At 58.3% G+C, this 17,264-nt stretch carries 19 protein-coding genes; 9 read left to right on the top strand and 10 right to left on the bottom strand.

Annotated features, from left to right (window positions below):
• The first annotated feature begins 39 nt into the window (after positions 1-39).
• Entirely contained in the window at positions 40-960 is a 921-nt protein-coding gene (locus tag CLM58_RS04935; RefSeq protein ID WP_095594849.1) for a manganese-dependent inorganic pyrophosphatase, read from the top strand.
• An 89-nt stretch (positions 961-1,049) separates the two neighbouring features.
• Here CLM58_RS04935 and CLM58_RS04930 read toward each other — a convergent pair whose 3' ends face one another.
• Positions 1,050-1,421, bottom strand: coding sequence for a hypothetical protein (locus tag CLM58_RS04930; protein WP_095594752.1), 372 nt, complete (start codon positions 1,419-1,421; stop codon positions 1,050-1,052).
• Positions 1,422-1,435: 14 nt separating this feature from the next.
• Positions 1,436-1,873: a cupin domain-containing protein gene (locus tag CLM58_RS04925; protein ID WP_158221856.1), complete on the bottom strand. Its 438-nt coding sequence runs from the start codon at positions 1,871-1,873 to the stop codon at positions 1,436-1,438.
• A gap of 89 nt (positions 1,874-1,962) precedes the next feature.
• On the opposite strand from CLM58_RS04925, the gene CLM58_RS04920 reads away from it, so the two are divergent.
• The 5 genes from CLM58_RS04920 (at position 1,963) to CLM58_RS04900 (ending at position 5,857) form a co-directional block, all read left to right on the top strand.
• A complete protein-coding gene (locus CLM58_RS04920) occupies positions 1,963-2,892 on the top strand; it encodes a LysR family transcriptional regulator (protein ID WP_229666203.1) in 930 nt (309 codons plus the stop codon).
• A gap of 117 nt (positions 2,893-3,009) precedes the next feature.
• Positions 3,010-3,882, top strand: a complete 873-nt coding sequence (locus tag CLM58_RS04915; RefSeq protein ID WP_095594847.1) for a TIGR01459 family HAD-type hydrolase — start codon at positions 3,010-3,012, stop codon at positions 3,880-3,882.
• Positions 3,883-4,006: 124 nt separating this feature from the next.
• Positions 4,007-4,450 carry a MaoC family dehydratase gene (locus CLM58_RS04910; RefSeq protein WP_095594846.1) on the top strand — a complete coding sequence of 148 codons (444 nt, stop codon included), beginning with the start codon at positions 4,007-4,009 and terminating at the stop codon, positions 4,448-4,450.
• A gap of 28 nt (positions 4,451-4,478) precedes the next feature.
• Positions 4,479-5,408, top strand: a complete 930-nt coding sequence (locus CLM58_RS04905; protein ID WP_095594750.1) for a bifunctional riboflavin kinase/FAD synthetase — start codon at positions 4,479-4,481, stop codon at positions 5,406-5,408.
• Entirely contained in the window at positions 5,405-5,857 is a 453-nt protein-coding gene (locus CLM58_RS04900) for a YcgN family cysteine cluster protein (protein WP_095594749.1), read from the top strand. The genes CLM58_RS04905 and CLM58_RS04900 overlap by 4 nt, the downstream gene beginning before the upstream one ends.
• On the opposite strand, the gene CLM58_RS04895 is transcribed toward CLM58_RS04900, so the two are convergent.
• Positions 5,854-6,453 (bottom strand): 2-hydroxychromene-2-carboxylate isomerase, encoded by a 600-nt coding sequence (locus tag CLM58_RS04895; protein WP_095594845.1) that lies wholly within the window; start codon positions 6,451-6,453, stop codon positions 5,854-5,856. The two genes, CLM58_RS04900 and CLM58_RS04895, sit on opposite strands and share 4 nt — an antisense overlap.
• Before the next feature lie 98 nt (positions 6,454-6,551).
• Here CLM58_RS04895 and CLM58_RS04890 point away from each other — a divergent pair, with 98 nt between their 5' ends.
• Positions 6,552-7,568 carry a ribose-phosphate pyrophosphokinase gene (locus CLM58_RS04890; protein WP_095594748.1) on the top strand — a complete coding sequence of 339 codons (1,017 nt, stop codon included), beginning with the start codon at positions 6,552-6,554 and terminating at the stop codon, positions 7,566-7,568.
• On the opposite strand, the gene CLM58_RS04885 is transcribed toward CLM58_RS04890, so the two are convergent.
• From CLM58_RS04885 to CLM58_RS04855, 7 genes are all read right to left on the bottom strand, one after another.
• Positions 7,565-7,915 carry an H-type lectin domain-containing protein gene (locus tag CLM58_RS04885; RefSeq protein WP_095594747.1) on the bottom strand — a complete coding sequence of 117 codons (351 nt, stop codon included), beginning with the start codon at positions 7,913-7,915 and terminating at the stop codon, positions 7,565-7,567. The two genes, CLM58_RS04890 and CLM58_RS04885, sit on opposite strands and share 4 nt — an antisense overlap.
• Before the next feature lie 108 nt (positions 7,916-8,023).
• On the bottom strand, positions 8,024-8,422 hold the full coding sequence (locus CLM58_RS04880; RefSeq protein ID WP_095594746.1) for a F0F1 ATP synthase subunit epsilon: 399 nt from the start codon (positions 8,420-8,422) through the stop codon (positions 8,024-8,026).
• A 10-nt stretch (positions 8,423-8,432) separates the two neighbouring features.
• The gene (gene atpD / locus CLM58_RS04875) at positions 8,433-9,857 is read right to left on the bottom strand and encodes a F0F1 ATP synthase subunit beta (RefSeq protein ID WP_095594745.1); all 1,425 of its coding nucleotides are present in this window, start codon (positions 9,855-9,857) and stop codon (positions 8,433-8,435) included.
• A gap of 18 nt (positions 9,858-9,875) precedes the next feature.
• Positions 9,876-10,745, bottom strand: a complete 870-nt coding sequence (locus tag CLM58_RS04870) for a F0F1 ATP synthase subunit gamma (RefSeq protein ID WP_095594744.1) — start codon at positions 10,743-10,745, stop codon at positions 9,876-9,878.
• Between the two features lie 22 nt (positions 10,746-10,767).
• Positions 10,768-12,306 carry a F0F1 ATP synthase subunit alpha gene (gene atpA, locus CLM58_RS04865; protein WP_095594743.1) on the bottom strand — a complete coding sequence of 513 codons (1,539 nt, stop codon included), beginning with the start codon at positions 12,304-12,306 and terminating at the stop codon, positions 10,768-10,770.
• Positions 12,306-12,866 carry a F0F1 ATP synthase subunit delta gene (locus tag CLM58_RS04860; protein ID WP_095594844.1) on the bottom strand — a complete coding sequence of 187 codons (561 nt, stop codon included), beginning with the start codon at positions 12,864-12,866 and terminating at the stop codon, positions 12,306-12,308. Before CLM58_RS04860 ends, atpA begins: the two co-directional genes overlap by 1 nt.
• A 263-nt stretch (positions 12,867-13,129) precedes the next feature.
• Positions 13,130-13,876: a methyltransferase domain-containing protein gene (locus CLM58_RS04855; protein WP_095594742.1), complete on the bottom strand. Its 747-nt coding sequence runs from the start codon at positions 13,874-13,876 to the stop codon at positions 13,130-13,132.
• Between the two features lie 62 nt (positions 13,877-13,938).
• Between CLM58_RS04855 and gloB the strand changes: the two genes are divergently transcribed.
• Both gloB and clpA read left to right on the top strand, forming a co-directional pair.
• Positions 13,939-14,706 carry a hydroxyacylglutathione hydrolase gene (gloB, locus tag CLM58_RS04850; protein ID WP_095594741.1) on the top strand — a complete coding sequence of 256 codons (768 nt, stop codon included), beginning with the start codon at positions 13,939-13,941 and terminating at the stop codon, positions 14,704-14,706.
• A 190-nt stretch (positions 14,707-14,896) separates the two neighbouring features.
• Positions 14,897-17,224: an ATP-dependent Clp protease ATP-binding subunit ClpA gene (clpA, locus tag CLM58_RS04845; RefSeq protein WP_095594740.1), complete on the top strand. Its 2,328-nt coding sequence runs from the start codon at positions 14,897-14,899 to the stop codon at positions 17,222-17,224.
• Positions 17,225-17,264 lie beyond the last annotated feature (40 nt).

Genomic DNA, 17,264 nt, shown 5'->3' with positions numbered 1-17,264 from the left:
TAAGGCCGCCGACCCTATTTAAACACGGACATGACCGCCATGAGCATCAAAGTTTTCGGCCACAAATCCCCTGACACCGATTCTACCGGCTCGCCCCTGATCTGGGCGTGGTACCTGTCGGAAATCAAAGGCACCCCGGCAGAAGCCAAGCTTCTGGGAGAGCCCAACACCGAAGCCGCTTTCATGCTAGAGCGCTGGAACCTCGATAAGCCGGAAATCATCGACGGCGTTGCCGCGGATGAGCCCGTCGTCATCGTCGACACCAACAACCCGGCAGAACTGCCCGACAATATCAACGACGCTGACATTCAGGCCATCATCGACCACCACAAGCTGGTCGGCGGTCTGGAAACCAAAGGCCCGATCGACATCACCATCCGTCCACTGGCCTGCACCGCCACCATCATGGTTGACCTGATGGGCGCCGACATCGCCAAGATGCCCGAAGCGATCAAGGGCGCGGCCTTGTCCTGCATCCTGTCCGACACACTGGAATTCCGCTCGCCGACCACCACCGCACACGATCGCGCCGTGGCCGAAACGCTGGCCGCCAATCTGGGCATCGACATCCCGGCCTATGCCGCCGAAATGTTTGCTGCGAAATCCGACGTCAGCGCGTTTTCGGATGCCGAACTGCTGCGCATGGATTCGAAAGAGTACGGCGTTGGCGACACCAAGTTCCGCGTCTCGGTTCTGGAAACCACCTCGCCCGCGACCGTTCTGGACCGCAAGGCCAGCCTGATGGAGGCCATGACCACCGTTGCCGCTGAAGACGGTGTTGATCAGGTCCTGCTGTTCGTCGTCGACATCCTGAACGAAGAATCGACCCTGCTGGTTCCCAACGATCTGGTCAAAGACGTTGCGGCCAAGTCCTTTGACGTCACTGCCGAGGGCGACACCGTTGTGCTGCCCGGCGTTGTCAGCCGTAAAAAGCAGATCATTCCGAACCTGAAGGTCTGATCCGTACCGGTCACAAACAAAGCGCCGCGCGAGAGATCGCGCGGCGTTTTTTCTTTTTCGGAGTCATGTCGTCTTAGGCACCCCGAACCCTACGCCTTGACCCGGTTGGTCACGACCGTGAACAGGAAGATCAGCATCGACACCAAAGTCAGAAGCGAGCCGACCTTGGCCAGTGTCTCTCCCCTCTCGGTGACGGCCTGTACAATCCCCGGCGTGATGATGACCACACCGGCCACTGCCACACCAAAGTGCACCTTGGCCAACATCTTCCCGGCGGCATCGGGAACCACATGGTAGTACACCCCGAACAATCCCATCGTGACCCAGCCGATCAGATTCAAATGCGCATGCGCCGCCGACAGGGTGTGGTTACCCGAGGCAGACATCTGAATTCCCCAGGCCATGCCAATGGTGACGCAAAGCGCTGCCACCAAGAAAAACAAAAACGCGATTCCCTTCATTTCCTTCTCCCTTTTTATGCCGCTTCCATCGGCGGCCCTGTAAACTCACAGTGAAATTCCAAGGCGATTTTCGCGATCTGCTCCATATCCCTTGGCAGCTCCAAACCCTTGGCTTTGAACGCATCGAAAAACTCTTCAAAGCCACCGGGTGTCATGATTGTCAGCAGGCGCGCCGGGTATTCGCCTTTGACCCGAAAGCAATGCTCTGTCCCGCGCGGTACGAAAAGCGTTTGACCCACGCTGCGCTCCACGACTTGCCCATCGCACAGGAAGTCGACCTCACCCGACAGGATGAAGAACGTTTCGTCCGCATCATGGTGAATGTGCCGGGGTGGGCCATAACCGGGGGCGTCGGTGCTTTCGAAGATCCCTATACTGCCGCCGGTTTCTGATCCGCGCAGATGGCAGGCATAAGTCACATTCTCAAGTTCTGCCTTGGTGCGCCCCGACATGTTTAACTCCTTCAAATGTCGCTCTTTGAAAGAGTGTGGCCCAACCAATTTCATTCTCAAAATTTGTAAATTGTATGATATGTATAAGCATGATTAATTTATTAAGCCTCGACCTGAATCTTCTCAGGGTCCTCGACGCGCTGTTAGAGCTGCGTTCCACCACCAAAGCCTCAGAGCGGCTTGGCCTTACCCAACCCGCCGTATCCGCCGCGCTTGGGCGGTTGCGTCTCAGTCTGGATGACCCGTTGTTCATACGCGAGGGTCAGGGCATTGTGCCGACCGACTATGCCCGGGGACTGCAGGTGCCTCTGCGCTGTTTGCTGGAAGACATCGCCAGCACGCTATCGAAAGAGAAAACCTTCGACCCCAGCCGCGCGCGAGACAGTTTCAAACTGTCCGGCACCGATTTCTTCGCGGAAATCCTGATGCCCCGGCTGGCCGATCGGATGGCACGACAGGCCCCTTTCATGCAGGTGCAACTGGTCGATTTGGTGCCCGATGGCCATCTTGAAAAACTGCGCGAGATTGATGTCGACATCTCGCTGAACCCACGCACCACCTATCCCGACTGGATCGAGTCGCAAACCGTTCTGTATTCCGACTTTGTCGTCACAGCACGTAAGGATCACCCGCGTCTGGAGCGCGCAGGCATTACCCCCGGCGAGGTCATTCCGATGGATCTGTATTGCGACCTTGGGCATGTCGTCTTCTCTCCCGAAGGTCGGCTGCAAACGATGGGGGACATTGCGCTACAAAAAGCCGGGCGCTCGCGGCGCGTGGCCATGAGCCTACCGTTCATGTCCAGTGTCCTCTCTGCGGTTTCAAGCAGCGATCTGGTCGCTCTGACGGCAAGCCAGCTTGCCAACCATTTGGCCCCGCGCCTTGGGTTGTCGCTTTATCACCCGCCGATGCAGGTGCCACGGGTCGAACTCTGCATGACGTGGCACAAAAGCAGCTCTCACAACCCGGCGCACCGATGGTTCCGGTCCCTTGTGGCAGAGATTCTGGAAACTGTCTGACGGCAATATCGTGCGTACAGCTTCTGTACGCATTCTGCATCAAAGCTTTGGGCTTTTCCCCTACCGCTGACGCGCAGCGTGGTGTACCCCAAGACAACGACCGACCCAGAGGCCACCATGACCCAGATTATCACATCCCTTTCCGAAATTTCGTCGCGCTATAAAGCCTTGTTTGTCGACCTCTGGGGCTGTGTCCACAATGGGATCACCGCCTACCCCGAGGCCGTCGCCGCTTTGCAGGACTACCGCCGTCAGGGTGGGATCGTGGTGCTTCTGACCAACTCTCCGAAACCGCGTCTGGGCGTGGCAGAGCAACTGGCGCAGTTCAAAGTTCCCGCCGATGCCTATGACACGATCGCCACCTCTGGCGACAGCGCGCGGTCAGCCATGTATTTGGGCGCGGTCGGCTCCAAGGTCTATTTCATGGGCGAAGAGGAACGCGATGCGGGCTTCTTTGAGCCCATTCAAATCATCGAAAACCCAGTGGAAATCACCCGCGTTCCGCTGGAACAAGCGGAAGGCATTGTATGCTGCGGTCCAATGGATCCGCACGCAGACCCGGACGTGAACCGCCCCGCCTTTCTCTATGCCAAGCAGAAGGGCATGAAACTGCTCTGCGCCAATCCCGACATCGTCGTGGATCGGGGCGAAGACCGCGAATGGTGCGCTGGTGCACTGGCGCGCCTATATACCGAAATGGGCGGTGAAAGCCTGTACTTTGGCAAGCCCCACCCGCCGATCTATGACCTTGCCCGCCGCCGTCTGGCCGAACTCGCCAACATCGCCGACGAGGACATCCTGTGCATCGGCGACGGCCCCCACACAGATATCTCGGGCGCTATGGGCGAAAACCTGGACAGCCTTTTCATCACCGGCGGCCTAGCCGCTGCTGACACCGGCACCAAGCATCAACCAGATTCGGAAAAGCTGAAAACCTACCTCGCCCAAGAAAAAGTATCGCCGAATTACAGCATCGGCTTCCTTCGGTAGGGCAAATCCATCACGCAAGAAAGTTACGACTTTTTTGCGGCAGGTGGACTATTATTACTTTCCCGTTTGCAAATGGCTGTGGAGTATCTTATGCTGCACCGCAACATGAATCGAGGAAGTCATGATGTTGGACAACATGCCACGCGGAACAATTTGCATCGAAGATATCGAAATCGGGATGCTCCGTTACCTGCGCAAAGAGGTGACCGACCGCGACATCGAACTGTTCGCCGAAGTCTCAACCGACCGGAACCCGGTACACCTTGATGATGACTACGCCCTCGACACGATCTTCGAAGGCCGCATCGCACATGGCATGCTGACCGCGGGCTTGATCTCTGCCGTGATTGGCGAACAGCTTCCCGGCCACGGCACCATCTACATGAAGCAGTCGCTGACCTTCATGGCCCCCGTACGCCCCGGTGACGTGGTCTATGCCGAGGTCAAAGTCGTCGACATCAACCACGCCAAGCGCCGGGTGACACTTGATTGTCACTGCGCCGTGGGCGATACGGTTGTTCTAAGAGGCGAGGCCGTCGTACTGGCGCCAAGCCGCAAGTTCGACTGACGGGGCTGGCCCCGCACCCCGGGGACCGATGCAGCGCCATAGCTCTATCAATGATCTGACAGATGAAAATCGCGGCGCCAGCGTCGCGATTGGCAATTTTGACGGCGTCCATCTGGGCCATCAGGCGGTGCTGGACATTGCCCGTGACTGGGGCAACGCGCCTTTGGGTGTGCTGACCTTCGAACCCCACCCGCGTGAATTCTTTGCCCCCGACGCCCCGGCCTTTCGCCTGATGAATTCTGACGCTCGCGCGCACCGTCTGGAAAAGCTGGGCGTCGCGCAACTGTATGAAATGCCCTTTAACCGTGATCTGTCCTCGCTGACGCCAGACGAGTTCGTAAAGCAGGTTCTGGTCGATGCTTTGGGCGTGGCCCATGTGGTTGTCGGTGCCGATTTCTGCTTCGGGGCGAAGCGCAGCGGCTCGGCGCAGGACCTTGTCGATCTAGGCGAGAAATACGGTTTCGCCGTGACCCTCGCCCAACTTCTGGAGCGCACTGACCTGACCGTGTCCTCTACCCAGATTCGCAACGCGCTGACCGAGGGCCGCCCGCGTGACGCAGCCGAGATGCTGGGTCACTGGCACCGTATCGAGGGCGAGGTGATTACAGGGGAACAGCGCGGCCGCGAGTTGGGCTTTCCAACCGCCAACATCTCTCTTGCCGGGCTGCATCAACCGAGGTTCGGTGTCTATGCCGTTCTGGTCGAGGTTCTCGACGGCCCCCATGCCGGCAACTACCACGGTGCGTCCTCAATCGGGGTCCGCCCGATGTTCGACGGCGAAGTGCCCAATTGCGAAACCTTCCTGTTCGACTTCTCTGCCGACCTCTACGGGTCCCGTATCTCGGTCGGGTTGGTCGACTATCTGCGGCCAGAGCTGAAGTTCAACGGGCTGGAGGCTCTGATCAAGCAGATGGATGAGGATTGCGACCAAGCACGTGCAATCCTGACCGCGCTATGACCAAGCTGCGCCCCCGTTTCTGGGAGAAAATCCCGCTGAAAAAGATGACCCGCGAAGAGTGGGAAGCGCTCTGCGATGGTTGCGGCAAATGCTGTCTGAACAAATTGGAAGACGAAGACACGGGCGAAGTTGTCTTTACCCGCGTCGCGTGCCGCCTTCTGGACGACGACACCTGCCGCTGTGCACATTATGAGACGCGCAAGATGATCGTACCCGAATGCATCGTCCTGACACCCGAGACGTTGCACAAGACAGCCTATTTCATGCCAGCCAGCTGCGCCTACCGCCGCATGCAAGAGGGCAAAGGTCTGGCCGACTGGCATCCGCTGGTCTCGGGCGACCCGGAAAGCGTTCATAAGGCCGGTATCTCGATGCGCGGGCAGACCGTGTCAGAGTTCGGCCTGCCCGTCGAGGAATGGGAAGACTACCTGATCGACGAAGAGCTCTAAAGCTCTCCCGCCAGATGCAGATCCAGATGATCCAGCCGGTCCTGCCCCCAGAACCGCTGATCGTCGTCGGTGATATAGAAGGGCGATCCAAAGACCCCTTTGTTCACGGCCTCTTCCAGATTAGCCGCATAGGTCTCTGCCCCCACAAGCATTCCACTGAACGCGAGAGAGGGGTCAAACCCTGCCGCCTCTAGGCAGGCCCCAATCGTCGCGTCGTCGGCAATGTCGCGTTCCTCGGCCCAGACAGCCCTCAGGATGCCCTGCACCAAGGCGCCCACATCGCCGCCCCCGGCCTTTTGCGCGGCGATAATGGCGTAGGACGATGGCGCGGCATTGGCGGGCCAATACATGGGCTTCAGGTTAAACGGCAGTCCAGACACCTTGGCCAGACGCGGTAGATCCTGCGCGCGATAATCATTTCGATTGGGGTGCCGTTCCGGCAGCGGAACGCCACCGGTGCGGGGAAACAGGGCCATCAGATCAATCGGTTTATACGTGATCGTCGCCCCGTGCTTGGCCGCGATCTCTTCCAGCCGGTTTCCGGCTAGGTAGGTAAACGGCGAAACTGTCGAGAAATAATAGTCAATTTGGGCCAAAAGCCACCCTCCCATTGCAGCAAAGCAGTTAAGACGCTATCGGGTTGCGTGACGGTGTCAACGTCACGAATCTGTCATTTATTGCGGGAAGCGCTGCCATGCCCACGCTCACAGAGCCGAAACTTATCTCCGGAAACGCGAACCAGACCTTGGCGAAGGCCATTGCAAAACGGATGTCCATGCATCGCGGCGGTCCGGTCAGTCTTGTGGATGCGCGGGTCGAGCGTTTCAACGACGCAGAAATTTTTGTCGAGGTGTTCGAGAACGTCCGCGGTGAGGACATGTTCATTATCCAGCCGACCTCGAACCCGGCAAACGACAACCTGATGGAACTGCTGATCATCGCCGACACGCTGCGCCGTTCTTCGGCCGCGCGGATCACTGCCGTGATTCCCTATTTCGGCTATGCGCGTCAAGACCGTCGCACCAAGGCCCGCACGCCGATCACCGCCAAGCTGGTCGCCAATATGTTGGTTGAAGCCGGGATCGAACGTATCCTGACTATGGACCTGCACGCGACGCAGATTCAGGGCTTCTTCGATATTCCGGTCGACAACCTTTACGCATCGCCGATCTTTGCGCTGGACGTGAAGCACCACTTCAAAGACCAGTTGGACGACATCATGGTCGTCTCGCCCGACGTGGGCGGCGTGGCCCGTGCCCGCGAACTGGCTCAGCGCATCAACGCACCGCTGTCGATCGTGGACAAACGCCGCGAGAAGGCCGGTGAAGTTGCCGAGATGACCGTGATCGGTGATGTCAGCGACAAGACCTGTATCATCGTGGACGACCTTTGTGACACCGCTGGAACCCTGTGCAAGGCCGCTGACCTGCTGATGGAAAAAGGCGCCAAAGAGGTTCACGCCTATATCACCCACGGTGTTCTTTCCGGCCCTGCGGTTGAGCGCGTGACCAACTCTGTCATGAAAAGCCTCGTGATCACCGACTCGATCGAGGCGACCGGCCCGGTTCAGGCGGCAAAGAATATCCGAATCGTTCCCACCGCCCCGCTGTTCGCGCAGGCGATTCTGAACACCTGGAACGGCACCTCTGTTTCGTCGCTGTTTGATAACTCGACCCTGGGGCCGATCTACGAAGGTCTCTACACCACCTAATCGAGTTGCCAGTCATCGTCGTGACTGGCCTCTCCAATCGCCATCCAGCTGGCCCGGATCCGCGCGATCCGGGTGTCAGCCCAAGTGCTGAACAGGATGTCGAACCCATCAGTGGTGATGTTCACCGCTGAAATATCCGCCCGCATATTCGTTTTCTGATCCATGTCCCACATGGATATGCAAACCTGTACAGAGGGCGGCTTTTTGAACGGCTGGTTGAAAGTCACGGGATGGCGCACTTCGCGTGGTCCGGTCCCGGACCACATATCCCCCCCATCCTTGAAATCCGAAAACAGAATTGGTGAGCCCTGTTCGATTCCTATCAGATGGTTTTCCAATTTCTTCATTGGGATAAAAATTGCCTTCGGGTCTTCTATTCCCCCAGAATGCAAAAAACCCCGCTCTTGTCGAGCGGGGTTTTTCTAAATGTGTAAAGGATCAGACCTTAGTCGGACTTACAGCCCGACTTTGGCACCCATGGCTTCCAGATCGGCAACCTGCTTGGCCAGCGCGTCCTTCGCCTCGGCCGGTGCGGCCTCCAGCGCGGCTTTGCCTTCGTCCAGCAGGGTCGACAGAACGTCCGCGGTCATGTCGGCAACGGCATATGCACGCTCCGCCAGAACCGAGGTGCCCTCTGCCGAGATCTCGGCGAACCCGCCGGTGACGACATATTCCATGTCGCCGTCGGGTCCGGCAGCCTTCAGAACGCCGGGACGCAGGGTGGTGATCAGCGGTGCGTGGTTCGGCATCGCAGTCAGGTCACCCTCGGCACCCGGAATCTGAACCTCGGTCACCTGAGCCGAAGCGAGGCTCTTCTCAGGCGACACCAGGTCGAATTGCATCGTATCGGCCATTCAGCCCTCCTTAGGCGGCGTCTGCTGCCATTTTCTCGGCTTTGGCGATCACTTCGTCGATGTCGCCGACCATGTAGAACGCGCCTTCCGGCAGGTGGTCGTATTCGCCAGCAACAACCGCTTTGAACGAAGCGATGGTTTTTTCCAGCGGAACCTGAACACCGTCGGAACCGGTGAAGACCTTCGCAACGTCGAACGGCTGCGACAGGAAGCGCTGGATCTTACGAGCACGCGCAACGGTCAGTTTGTCTTCTTCCGACAGTTCGTCCATGCCAAGGATGGCGATGATGTCTTGCAGCGACTTGTAGCGCTGCAGGATACCCTGAACTTCACGGGCAACGTTGTAGTGTTCTTCACCAACGATGGCCGGGTCCAGAATACGCGACGAAGAGTCGAGCGGGTCAACCGCCGGGTAGATGCCCAGCTCCGAAATCGCACGCGACAAAACGGTGGTTGCGTCGAGGTGCGCAAAGGTGGTTGCCGGTGCGGGGTCGGTAAGGTCGTCCGCGGGAACGTAGACGGCCTGGATCGAGGTGATCGAACCCTGCTTGGTCGAGGTAATGCGTTCCTGCATGGCGCCCATGTCGGTTGCCAGGGTCGGCTGATAGCCCACCGCCGAAGGAATACGGCCCAGAAGCGCCGACACCTCGGAACCCGCCTGAGTAAAGCGGAAGATGTTGTCGACGAAGAACAGAACGTCGGTACCGGACTGGTCACGGAACTGCTCGGCCAGGGTTAGACCGGTCAGAGCAACACGTGCACGCGCACCCGGAGGTTCGTTCATCTGGCCGTAAACCAGCGCAACCTGCGATTCTTCCAGGTTGTCAGGCTTAATAACGTTCGATTCGATCATCTCGTGGTACAGGTCGTTACCTTCACGAGTACGCTCGCCAACACCCGCGAACACCGAGAAACCCGAGTGCACTTTTGCGATGTTGTTGATGAGTTCCATAATCAGAACGGTTTTGCCAACGCCGGCGCCGCCGAACAGACCAATCTTACCACCCTTCGAGTAGGGGGCCAGCAGGTCGATAACCTTGATGCCGGTAACCAGGATCGCGGATTCAGTTGCCTGATCGTTGAATTCCGGTGCGGGCTGGTGGATGGCGCGAGTTTCTTTCGCTTCAACCGGACCCTTTTCGTCAACGGGTTCGCCGATAACGTTCAGGATGCGGCCCAGGGTGGCGTTGCCAACCGGGATCGAGATCGGTGCGCCGGTGTCTTCTACCGGTGCGCCACGGACCAGACCTTCGGTCGCGTCCATCGCGATGCAGCGAACAGTGTTTTCGCCAAGGTGCTGGGATACTTCCAGAACCAGTTTCTTACCGTTGTTCTCGGTGTTCAGTGCGTTCAGAATCTCCGGCAGGTGATCTTCGAACTGCACGTCCACAACGGCGCCAATGACCTGGGTCACTTTGCCTTTTGCGTTTGCCATGTTTCGTCTCCGGTTCGGTTAGAGCGCCTCAGCGCCCGAAATGATTTCGATAAGCTCGTTGGTGATGACAGCCTGACGCGAGCGGTTGAACTCGATGGTCAGCTTGTCGATCATGTCGCCAGCGTTGCGGGTCGCGTTGTCCATTGCGGACATACGTGCACCCTGCTCGGACGCGCCGTTTTCCAGAAGCGCTGCAAAGATCTGTGTCGCGACACCGCGCGGCAGCAGGTCTTCCAGAATGCCCTCTTCCGACGGTTCATAGTCGTACAGAGTGCTTTCTGCTTCGCTTTCCTCGAACGCGGCAGGAATGATCTGCTGCGCCGTCGGGATCTGCGAGATCACCGACTGGAAACGGTTGTAGAAGATGGTCGCAACGTCAAACTCGCCCGCGTCAAAGCGGCCCAGAACGTCAGCGGCAATCTCATGCGCGTTCTCATAGCCGATGCGCTTGACTTCGCTCAGGTCGACGTGGTCGACGAAAAGCTCTGCCATGTCACGCTTCAGCTGCTCGCGGCCTTTTTTACCGACGGTCAGGATCTTCACGGTTTTACCCGCGGCGATCAGTTCCTCGGCCTTGGCGCGTGCCAGTTTGGCGATCGAGCTGTTAAAGCCGCCGCACAGGCCACGTTCTGCAGTCATGACCACCAGCAGGTGGGTCTGATCAGAACCGGTGCCCGACAGAAGCTTCGGTGCGCTGTCTGAACCGCCGACCGAAGCCGCCAGTCCACCCAGCACGGCATTCATCCGTGCTGCATAAGGCCGTCCGGCCTCGGCCGCATCCTGTGCCCGCCGCAGTTTTGCGGCGGCCACCATCTGCATGGCCTTCGTGATCTTACGAGTGCTTTTGACACTCTCGATCCGGTTTTTGAGATCCTTCAGGTTTGGCATATCCTGTCCCCTGAGGCCCTACTTACGCGAAGTCTGCTGCGAATTCGTCAAGCGCGGCTTTGATCTTGTCTTCCGCTTCGCCTTTGATCTTCGGATCTTCGTTGGTGATGTAATCCAACAGATCGGCGTGCTTGCCGCGCAGGTGTGCGACCAGGCCCTGTTCGAAGCGACCAACCTGAGCGACAGGCAGCTTGTCCAGGTAACCTTTGGTACCAGCGTAGATGACGCAGACGATTTCCGCGTTGGTCAGCGGCGAGTACTGCGGCTGTTTCATCAGCTCGGTCAGGCGGGCACCACGGTTCAGCAGCTGCTGAGTTGCGGCGTCAAGGTCCGAACCGAACTGCGCGAACGCAGCCATCTCGCGGTACTGAGCCAGTTCCAGTTTAACCGGACCAGCAACCGACTTCATCGCGTTGGTTTGTGCGGACGAACCAACACGCGAAACCGACAGACCTGTGTTAACAGCAGGGCGGATACCCTGGTAGAACAGCTCGGTTTCCAGGAAGATCTGGCCGTCGGTGATCGAGATCACGTTGGTCGGAATAAACGCCGAAACGTCGCCGCCCTGAGTTTCGATAACCGGCAGAGCGGTCAGCGAGCCTGCACCGTGCTCTTCGCTCAGCTTCGCCGAACGTTCCAGCAGACGGGAGTGCAGGTAGAAAACGTCGCCCGGGTAGGCTTCACGTCCCGGAGGACGACGCAGCAGCAGCGACATCTGACGATAGGACACAGCCTGCTTCGACAGGTCATCATAGATGATCAGGGCGTGCTTGCCGTTGTCACGGAAGTATTCGGCCATTGCGGTCGCGGCGTAGGGCGCCAGGAACTGCATCGGTGCCGGGTCGGACGCGGTTGCGGCCACAACGATCGAATATTCGATCGCGCCGGTTTCTTCCAGCTTCTTGACCAGCTGAGCAACGGTCGAACGCTTCTGACCAACCGCGACGTATACGCAGTACAGTTTCTTGCTTTCGTCATCGCCAGCAGCGTCGTTGTACGACTTCTGGTTCAGGATGGTGTCCAGAGCAACGGCAGTTTTACCGGTCTGACGGTCACCAATGATAAGTTCACGCTGGCCACGGCCAATCGGGATCATCGCGTCAACCGACTTCAGGCCGGTTGCCATCGGTTCGTGAACCGATTTACGCGGGATGATGCCCGGCGCTTTAACGTCAGCGATGCGGCGCTCGGACGCTTCGATCGGGCCTTTGCCGTCGATCGGGTTGCCCAGACCGTCAACAACGCGACCCAGCAGAGCGTCGCCAGCCGGCACGTCCACAATCGCGTTGGTACGCTTAACAGTGTCGCCTTCTTTAATGTCGCGGTCCGAACCGAAGATAACAACACCAACGTTGTCGATCTCGAGGTTCAGGGCCATCCCGCGGATACCACCGGGGAATTCAACCATTTCACCAGCCTGAACATTGTCCAGACCGTGTACACGGGCGATACCGTCACCAACGCTCAGCACGCGGCCAACTTCGGCAACTTCGGCTTCTTGGCCAAAGTTCTTGATCTGCTCCTTCAGGATCGCAGAGATTTCGGCAGCTTGGATACCCATTATCCGACCTCTTTCATGGTGTTCTGGAGTGCACTGAGCTTGGAGCGGATCGAGCTATCGATCATCTTCGAGCCCACTTTTACGATAAGACCGCCGATGAGGCTTTCATCAACGGTCGCATTAATTTTCACATCTTTGCCGACCGACGCTTTCAGCGAGGCAGACAGTTTGTCCAGTTGTTCAGCCGTCAGCGCTTTGGCTGCGGTGACTTCCGCTGTGACTTCGCCTTTTTCGTCGGCGATCAGGCCGCGCAGCGTAGCAGCCAATTGCGGCAGCACGAACAGGCGACGCTTGGACGCCATCAGGCCAAGCGTGTTTGCCAGAGTCGCAGACAGACCCATCTTCTGGGCGATACCGGCAATCGCGTTGCCCTGCTCTTCGCGCGAGTACACCGGCGAAGTGATCAGGTCACGGAATTCGGCACTGTCAGCAAGAGCGCCCTCGATAACGTCGAGGTCTGCTTCAATGGCAGCAATGGAATTGGACTCTTTGGCCAGTTCAAAAATGGCCGTGGCATAGCGTGCAGCAATGCCGTTTGAGATCGAAGCTGGTTCGGACACGTCCACCCTTTCGATGTCTGAAGCCCCTAATCCGCAGGACGCGGTAGGTAGCAGTCTTGGTGACGCACTCGGATGAGCACGCGTAAATTCGGCGTGGGTTTAGCAGAGCAAATCACACCTAGCAACAAAGAACAGCCAGCTTTCGCGTATTTACGGAGACCAGTGAAAATAAGGGTCTAAAACAGATATTTCAAAGGTGCGACCAGATGAAGCAGCGTTGTTTGTATGCAATTGTATCCCGAAATGAGTCGCTTTTGCGTGAATCACACCGGCTTTGGGCTTGGAACGGGCAGACCTTCCAGAACACGCAGAGGGTCTTTCACCACATCCGCCACACCCGGACCTGACGGGCGATAGACCTGCTTCGTCACCTCAACCAGCAAAACGCCCCCCGGGTAGAAACCGCCCGTTCGCCGACCGACGCCTTCGAGCATTGAGGAACTGCGCAGCCAGAAACGCTTGTGGTTTGGAGGCGCAAATAAAGCCCATCTATGCGCCTCGGGTTGAAACCCGTGCTGCTTCAGTTGCGCCTCCAACTGGCGCAACGAATAAGGACGGCCAAAGCCAAAGGGGGTACGGTCGTTCCGCGCCCAGAGACCAGAGCGGTTGGGCACAACGAACAAAGCGCGCCCACGCGGGCTGAGTGCGCGGAAACACTCTTCCAAAAGGGCCGAGGGATTTTTGCTGGTCTCTAACCCGTGCATCACGATCAACCGGTCGACGAAGCCGGTAGACAGAGGCCAATGCACCTCTTCGCACAGGGTTGACAGGTTGTTCTCGCCCGCGGGCCAAGGCATCACGCCCTGCGGTCCCGGCATCAATGCTGTCACGCGCCGCGCCTCGGACAGATAGGGGCGCAGCAAGGGCACGGCAAAGCCAAATCCCGCCAAGGTTTCACCCTTCAGATCCGGCCAGATTTCCTGCACCTGATGGCGCACAGCCTTCTGAGCTACCCGCCCCAATTTGGTCCGATAGTAAAAATTTCTCAGATCAAGCACATCAAGGTGCATTGCGGCCCGCCTCAGGATCGGCAACAGTTGGGATTAACATAGCTTGCAAACGTGGAAACGCCATGCCCCTTGAACTTGTCACCGTCCCTTGCCTTGAAGACAACTACAGCTTCCTTGTGCATGACAGCGCCAGCGGAGCAACGGTGGTCGTGGATGTCCCCGAGGCGGCGCCGATTCTGGCCGCTCTCAACGAACGCGGCTGGACCCTGACTGATATCTGGCTGACCCACCACCACTGGGATCACATTGACGGCGTCGCCGAGGTCGTCGAGGCAACCGGCGCCAAAGTCACCGGTGGCGCGCCGGACGCGCACCGCCTGCCGCCACTGGACGCGCAGGTCGAAGATGGCGACACGTTCGAGTTCGCTGGCAACCCTGTGCAGGTCTTCGATGTCTCGGGACATACCGTCGGCCACATCGCCTTTTATCTGCCCGCCGCTCAGGCCGCCTTTACCGGCGACAGCCTGATGGCGCTTGGCTGTGGCCGCCTATTCGAAGGCACCCCACAGCAAATGTGGGTGAGCCTGTCAAAGCTCGCCGCCCTGCCCGGCGACACGCTGATCTGCTCGGGTCATGAATATACGACAAGCAACGCAAAATTCGCTCTGACGGTTGAACCGGAGAATGCCAAGCTTATCTCTCGTTCTCAGCGGATCGACGAAATGCGCGCGAAAGGTCAGGCGACAGTTCCCTCACTTCTAAGTGATGAACTCGCGACGAACCCCTTCCTTCGGGCGAATCTTGCGTCGGTCAAACAAGCCATCGGTATGGAAAACGCGGCGGATGACGCGGTTTTCGCCGAAATTCGAACCAGAAAAGACAATTTCTGATGCGAGACTACGGCTGATGGTGATGTGAAATCGCGCTTAGAAAAATGGACACAAAACGGTCCAAAGTGCGATTTTCAATAAAAAGAGCTTGAAGGTTGGCGAACAAAGCCGAACTTTAAGACTATGAGGCCACGGTTATGGTACGGGCCCTCCCCCGTTCCCTGACCTAATAAGGAAAGGAGCACGCCACGTGCCTTCGTTTTCGACAACACTCGAGCAAGCCATTCACTCTGCGCTGGCAATGGCCAACGCACGCAATCATGAACTGGCAACCCTAGAACACCTTCTGCTGGCGCTGATCGAAGAACCCGACGCCGCGAAGGTCATGAAAGCCTGTTCGGTCGATCTGGATGAGCTGCGCAAGACCCTCACCGATTTCATTGATGAGGAGTTGTCGACGCTGGTCACGGATATCGACGGATCCGAGGCCGTGCCAACCGCCGCCTTCCAACGCGTGATCCAACGCGCCGCGATCCACGTGCAGTCCTCGGGCCGGACCGAGGTAACTGGCGCAAACGTTCTGGTCGCCATCTTTGCCGAACGTGAATCCAACGCCGCCTACTTCCTGCAGCAGCAAGAGATGACCCGCTATGACGCGGTCAACTTCATCGCGCATGGTGTTGCGAAGGACCCCGCCTTTGGCGAGGGTCGTCCGATCACCGGCGCCGAAGACTTAAGCGAAGCAGAACAGCCTGAGACGACCGAGGAAGCCCAGGATAAGGAATCAGCGCTGGCCAAGTATTGCGTTGACCTGAACACCAAGGCGACCAAAGGGGACATCGATCCGCTGATCGGTCGCGCCCACGAGGTCGAGCGTTGCATTCAGGTTCTGTGCCGCCGCCGCAAGAATAACCCGCTTCTGGTGGGTGACCCGGGCGTGGGCAAAACCGCGATCGCCGAAGGTCTGGCAGCCAAGATCGTCGCGGGCGAGACACCTGAGGTTCTGTCTAAAGCGACCATCTACTCGCTGGATATGGGCGCGCTTCTGGCCGGAACCCGCTATCGCGGTGATTTCGAAGAACGCCTGAAGGCGGTCATGCAAGAGCTTGAAGATCACCCGGACGCGGTGCTGTTCATCGACGAGATTCACACTGTCATCGGCGCTGGTGCGACCAGCGGCGGGGCGATGGATGCCTCGAACCTGTTGAAGCCCGCGCTTCAGGGTGGCAAACTGCGTTGCATGGGCTCAACCACGTATAAAGAGTTCCGTCAGCACTTTGAAAAAGACCGCGCCCTGTCGCGTCGTTTCCAGAAGATCGACGTGAACGAGCCGTCTGTTGATGATGCCGTGAAGATCCTGAAGGGTCTGAAGCCCTACTTCGAGAAGCACCACGACATCAAATACACCACCGATGCGATCAAAACCGCGGTGGAACTGTCGGCGCGTTACATCAACGACCGCAAGCTGCCGGACAAGGCCATCGACGTGATCGACGAGGCCGGCGCCGCACAGCATCTGGTCGCCGAATCCAAGCGTCGCAAGACCATCGGTGTAAAAGAGATCGAAGATGTCATCGCTAAGATTGCTCGCATCCCACCGAAAACAGTGTCCAAGGACGATGCCGAGGTTCTCAAAGACCTCGAACCCGCCCTGAAGCGCGTGGTTTTTGGGCAGGACAAAGCGATCGAAGCCCTGTCTTCTGCGATCAAACTGGCCCGGGCCGGTCTGCGCGAGCCAGAAAAGCCCATCGGCAACTATCTATTCGCCGGCCCAACCGGTGTAGGTAAGACCGAGGTCGCCAAGCAACTGGCCGACACTCTGGGCGTCGAACTGACCCGTTTCGACATGTCTGAGTACATGGAGAAACACTCTGTCAGCCGCCTGATCGGCGCGCCTCCGGGTTACGTCGGATTTGATCAGGGTGGCATGCTGACCGATGCGGTCGATCAGAACCCGCATTGTGTGCTGCTGCTGGACGAGATCGAAAAGGCGCACCCGGATGTCTTCAACATCCTGCTGCAGGTCATGGACCACGGGAAGCTGACCGACCACAACGGCCGGACCACAGACTTCCGCAACGTGGTGCTGATCATGACCTCGAACGCGGGTGCTGCGGAACAGGCAAAGGCCGCTATCGGCTTTGGCCGCGACCGTCGCGAAGGCGAAGACACCGCCGCGATCGAGCGCACCTTCACGCCGGAATTCCGCAACCGTCTGGATGCGGTGATTAGCTTTGCCCCGCTTGGCAAAGAGGTCATCCTGCAAGTGGTCGAGAAGTTTGTGCTGCAGCTTGAGGCTCAGCTGATGGACCGCAACGTCCATATCGAACTGACCCGCGCCGCTGCTGAATGGCTGGCGGACAAGGGTTATGACGACAAGATGGGCGCCCGCCCGCTTGGCCGCGTAATCCAAGAGCACATCAAAAAGCCACTGGCCGAGGAACTACTGTTCGGCAAGTTGGCCAAAGGCGGTCTGGTAAAAGTGGGCATCAAGGCTGGCGAGTTGGAGCTTCGCATCGAAGAACCCAAAGCCAAGCAGCTGTCCTCGAAAAAGCCACCGCTTTTGACCGCAGACTAAGCAAACGTAAGTACAAATTAAGAGGCCGCTTCGATAAGAA

Origin of the sequence: Actibacterium pelagium, assembly GCF_002285415.1 — a bacterium.
GTDB classification, from domain to species: domain Bacteria; phylum Pseudomonadota; class Alphaproteobacteria; order Rhodobacterales; family Rhodobacteraceae; genus Actibacterium_B; species Actibacterium_B pelagium.
The sequence above is the reverse complement of the archived record's forward strand: the minus strand, read 5'-3'. Positions and strand labels throughout refer to the sequence as shown.